Here is a 3,660-nt window from a genome sequence, read left to right as displayed (position 1 = left end):
GACTGGGCGGCTGGCGGTCTCGAAGGCGCGTCGCTGATCGGCTGACAGCGTAATGATCTTCACTCCTCGCGAGAGGGCGCGCTTGCGGACGCGCTCGATCTCGGCGCGAAAATCGTCGCGATGGCGATGCGCCACCTCGCTTACGGCCTGCACGAGCAGATCCCGTTGCTCACGGGGCAGGGCGGCGAGTGCCGCCTCGTTCACGATGAGCACCTTCGCGGCGTAGGCGTGGTTGGTCTCGGTGACGTAGCGCAGCACGTCGTAGAGATCGAGCGAGCCGTAGGTCGGATAGGAGCGGTCTGCGGCGTCGATGAAGCCGCGCGTGACCATGGTGCGAATCTTGTTGATGGCCGCGGGCACGGGCACGCCCTGGAAGGCCTTCACGAGCCCGACGTAGGTGCGGTTCTGGAGCGTGCGCACCCGCAGCCCGCGAAAATCTGAGAGTGATGCGATGGGACGGGTGGAGGCGAAGAGGCGAAATCCCCCGTCGAAGAAGGCGAGGCCGCGAAGGCCGTGACGAAGAGGGGCAGCCAGCAGTTCGAGCCCCACCTTCCCGTCGAGCACCCGCCACACATGCCCGTAGTCGCGAAAGAGGAACGGGTCGTTGAGCACCTCGAGCTCGGCGCAGAGGTTCGACAGCGGCGCCGACGATACGAGCGCCATCGAGACGGTGCCCGCGCGCACCGCCGACACCATGTCGAGATCTTCGAGGGTGCGCGTGCCGAACCGCCCGTCGAGGTGCAGATTGATGCGAAGCCTGCCCGACGAGCGCGCCTCGACGACCTGCTTCAGTCGAGAGGCGGCGGTGGCGTATGACGTCTCGGCGCTCTCGATCAGCACGAGATCGAGTGTGCTGGAAGGGGCGGCGATGCCGCCACGCGTCGCGCACAGCAGCGCCATGAGGGCGAGCAGCCACGCGCGCGCCAGACGAGACGCCATCGGGTGCGCCGCCAGGCGCTCCATCGCGCTAGACCCTCCGCGGCGCAGCGTCACGGAACCTCGTGCACGTGGCTGAGCACGGCCGCAACCCCCCCCTGACGCTGCAGGTCGAGCAGCTCGAGAATTCCTCGCCCAGAGCTCCATCGCCTCACCCGGGTGAGCTTCTGCGCCTCTGCGCGCTCGCCCTCGGCCACCAGCACGTTGTACTCGACCCATCGCGCAAACCCCTCACGCAGCGCGCGATTCGACGAGAGGATGCCGATCTCGCGCTCGTAGGCGTGCACCAGCTCGTGCGCCACGATGGCCTTGAAGCGTCCGGTCGAGAGGCCGCTGAGCACGTGCACGGCGTGGGCCATCGACCCTCCCAGCGGCTGCGGCTGGTAGCTTCCCACGGCCCCGCGCATGACGTATCGGAGCGACGCGGGCGTCCAGTCACGATCACTGAAGAGCTCGATGATCACGGGCGCCTGCACCTGGATCCGGAACTCGTGGGCGATGAAGGTCCGGATGTCGGCGAGGGCGCGCTTCGCCTTGGTGATATCGGTGACGGTCTTGAAGTCGGCGAGCTCAGAGGTTATGACCGCAAAGTCAGACTGCCCCGTGAGCGCGAACTCGAGGCTGCGTCCGGCGAAGGTGGCCACCCGCTTGATGAACTCGGTGACAGCCACGTCTCACGGCTCCGCGCTGACGGATGGGGTGGCGGGCGGCGCGGGGGGCGCGGCGACCGGCAGCTCGATGACGAAGATGGCGCCGCCGTTGGGATCGTTGGCGGCCGAGATGGTGCCGCCGTGATCGGTGACGATGCCGTGGGTGATGCTCAGGCCGAGTCCGGTTCCCTGCCCCGCGGGCTTGGTGGTGAAGAACGGGTCGAAGATGCGACGCAGTATCTTGCGATCGATGCCGGACCCGTTGTCGGCGATGATGAGCCGCAGCTTCTCGCGCGACCCCACGAGGCGAACCGTGGCGCGGCCGCGCTGGTCTTCGGGCTTGTCGCTGACCGCGTGGAGGGCGTTGGTGAGCAGGTTGAGGCACACCTGCGTCCACTGGTCGGTGTTGATCTCGACCTCGGGAAGGCCATCGGCCACGTCGACGACCAGATCGGCGTTGGCGTCGCGGAAGTCGGTGCGCAGCAGGCGAGCGCAGGCGTTCACGAGCTGGCCCAGATCGGTTCGCTTGCGGGGCGCCTCGGTGCCAGACCGCGACAGGCTGAGCATCTGGCGCACGAGGTTGCGGCAGCGCACCGCCTCGCTGTGCATGCGGTCGACCATGTCGTAGTCGTCAGAGGTCTTCTCCAACCGCGTCTTGAGCACGCCGGCGAAGCCCATGATCACGGTGAGGGGGCTGTTGAGCTCGTGGGTGATGCCCGCCACCAGGGTGCCCAGGGCGCTGAGCTTCTCGCTCTGCATGAGGTGCGAGAAGTAGCGGGCGCGCTCTATGGCCGCCGAGGCGAGGTCGGCGATGATGCGCAGCAGATCGAGATCAGACTGCACGAACACGCCGCTCGAGATCTGGTTGTCGAGGTAGATCACGCCGATGCGGTTCGAGCGCGTCGACATGGGCACGCAGAGAATCGAGCGCGTGCCGATGAGGGTGAGGCTGCGGTTCGACGACAGGTCGAGGTCGGCGCTCACGTCGCGCGAGATGATGGGATCGCCCGTCTCGAGCACCCGTCGCACCAGGGTCCGGCTGTAGAGGAAGTCGTCGGCCTGGATGTCGGCCTTGTCGAGGTTGCGCGCCACCGCCACGTCCGGCTCGTCGTCGCCGCGGTCGAGCACGACGAAGCCACGCTGGGCACCGAGGGTGTTGATCACCACATCGAGCACCTTCTGCAGCACCTCGTCGACGTCATACGAGGCGTTCAGCATCTGGCTGATGGTCGACAATACGTTGAGCCGGTCGAGCTCGACCGACGTGAGATTACGAAGCTGCTCGCTCATGTCATTGCCCTCGGTGCCGGCTGCGCCGGGCGCAGCGCGAGGGCGCCCTCCTGTGTCGTGGAGGGGGTATTCGCGATGGGCGGTCCGGATTCCCACGAGGTCAGCGGTTGAACGCCAGAGGTTCAGGCTCAGGGGGCTGCGCGCGTCCAACCGTTTCCGCAGGAGAGGTTCCCCGCGGACCCGCTCGGAGGTTCAGGCTCGGGGGGCTGCGAACATCGCCCGCCGGGTGTTGCTGGCGAGGATGCCACCGCCGAGAGCCCCCCTGCAAGGAGAACCGAGATGAGCGATCCCCAGCGCACCTTCAGCGGCCCGCCGCGGGCGGCCGACATCTACGCCTCGGTGGGCGAGGCAACGACCCTGGCCGCCGTCGAGAAGCGGCTCGGCTTCACCACACGGGGCGCCGAAGGGGCCGAGGCCGCCTGGCTGGAGGCGGTGCGCCAGGTTCCCATGAACGCGCTTGCCGACGACGACCTGGCCATGCTGCTCTCGCGCGGCATGCACGTGCCCCTGCTGCTGCCCCTGGCCCTGGCGCGTCTGAAGGCCTGCGCGGAGGCGCAGCGGGCGCCGCTCACCGACCTCATCCGCGGCTGCAGCGAGGCCGCGCGGCTCGTAGCGGGTCGCGCCCCCGAGCTCACTGAGCAGACCCGCGCCGCCCTGCGCGCCTTGCTCTCGGTCTCGTGGGGCGAGCAGCGGGTTGAGACCCTCGAGGCCGTCTACAGCGCCCTCTCATGAGAAAACCCCCACGGGCTGTGGGGGTTGGCGGGGTTCACTCCCACACACCGTG

Annotated in this window: 4 protein-coding genes; 1 reads left to right on the top strand and 3 read right to left on the bottom strand. The window is 68.3% G+C overall.

What is annotated here, in order from left to right; translation table 11 throughout:
- The 3 genes from EB084_21675 to EB084_21665 form a co-directional block, all read right to left on the bottom strand.
- On the bottom strand, positions 1 to 963 hold a 963-nt coding region (locus EB084_21675), incomplete at its 3' end, for a TRAP transporter substrate-binding protein (GenBank protein ID NDD30875.1).
- 26 nt (positions 964 to 989) lie between these two features.
- On the bottom strand, positions 990 to 1,607 hold the full coding sequence (locus tag EB084_21670) for a hypothetical protein (GenBank protein ID NDD30874.1): 618 nt from the start codon (positions 1,605 to 1,607) through the stop codon (positions 990 to 992).
- A 3-nt stretch (positions 1,608 to 1,610) separates the two neighbouring features.
- The gene (locus tag EB084_21665) at positions 1,611 to 3,026 is read right to left on the bottom strand and encodes a GAF domain-containing protein (protein ID NDD30873.1); all 1,416 of its coding nucleotides are present in this window, start codon (positions 3,024 to 3,026) and stop codon (positions 1,611 to 1,613) included.
- A gap of 129 nt (positions 3,027 to 3,155) precedes the next feature.
- Between EB084_21665 and EB084_21660 the strand changes: the two genes are divergently transcribed.
- Complete coding sequence (locus EB084_21660) at positions 3,156 to 3,608, top strand: hypothetical protein (protein ID NDD30872.1); 453 nt, start codon at positions 3,156 to 3,158, stop codon at positions 3,606 to 3,608.
- Positions 3,609 to 3,660: the final 52 nt, after the last annotated feature.

The sequence above is a fragment of the Pseudomonadota bacterium genome (assembly GCA_010028905.1).
Taxonomy (GTDB): Bacteria; Vulcanimicrobiota; Xenobia; order RGZZ01; family RGZZ01; genus RGZZ01.
This window is presented reverse-complemented; position numbering and strand designations above follow the sequence as displayed.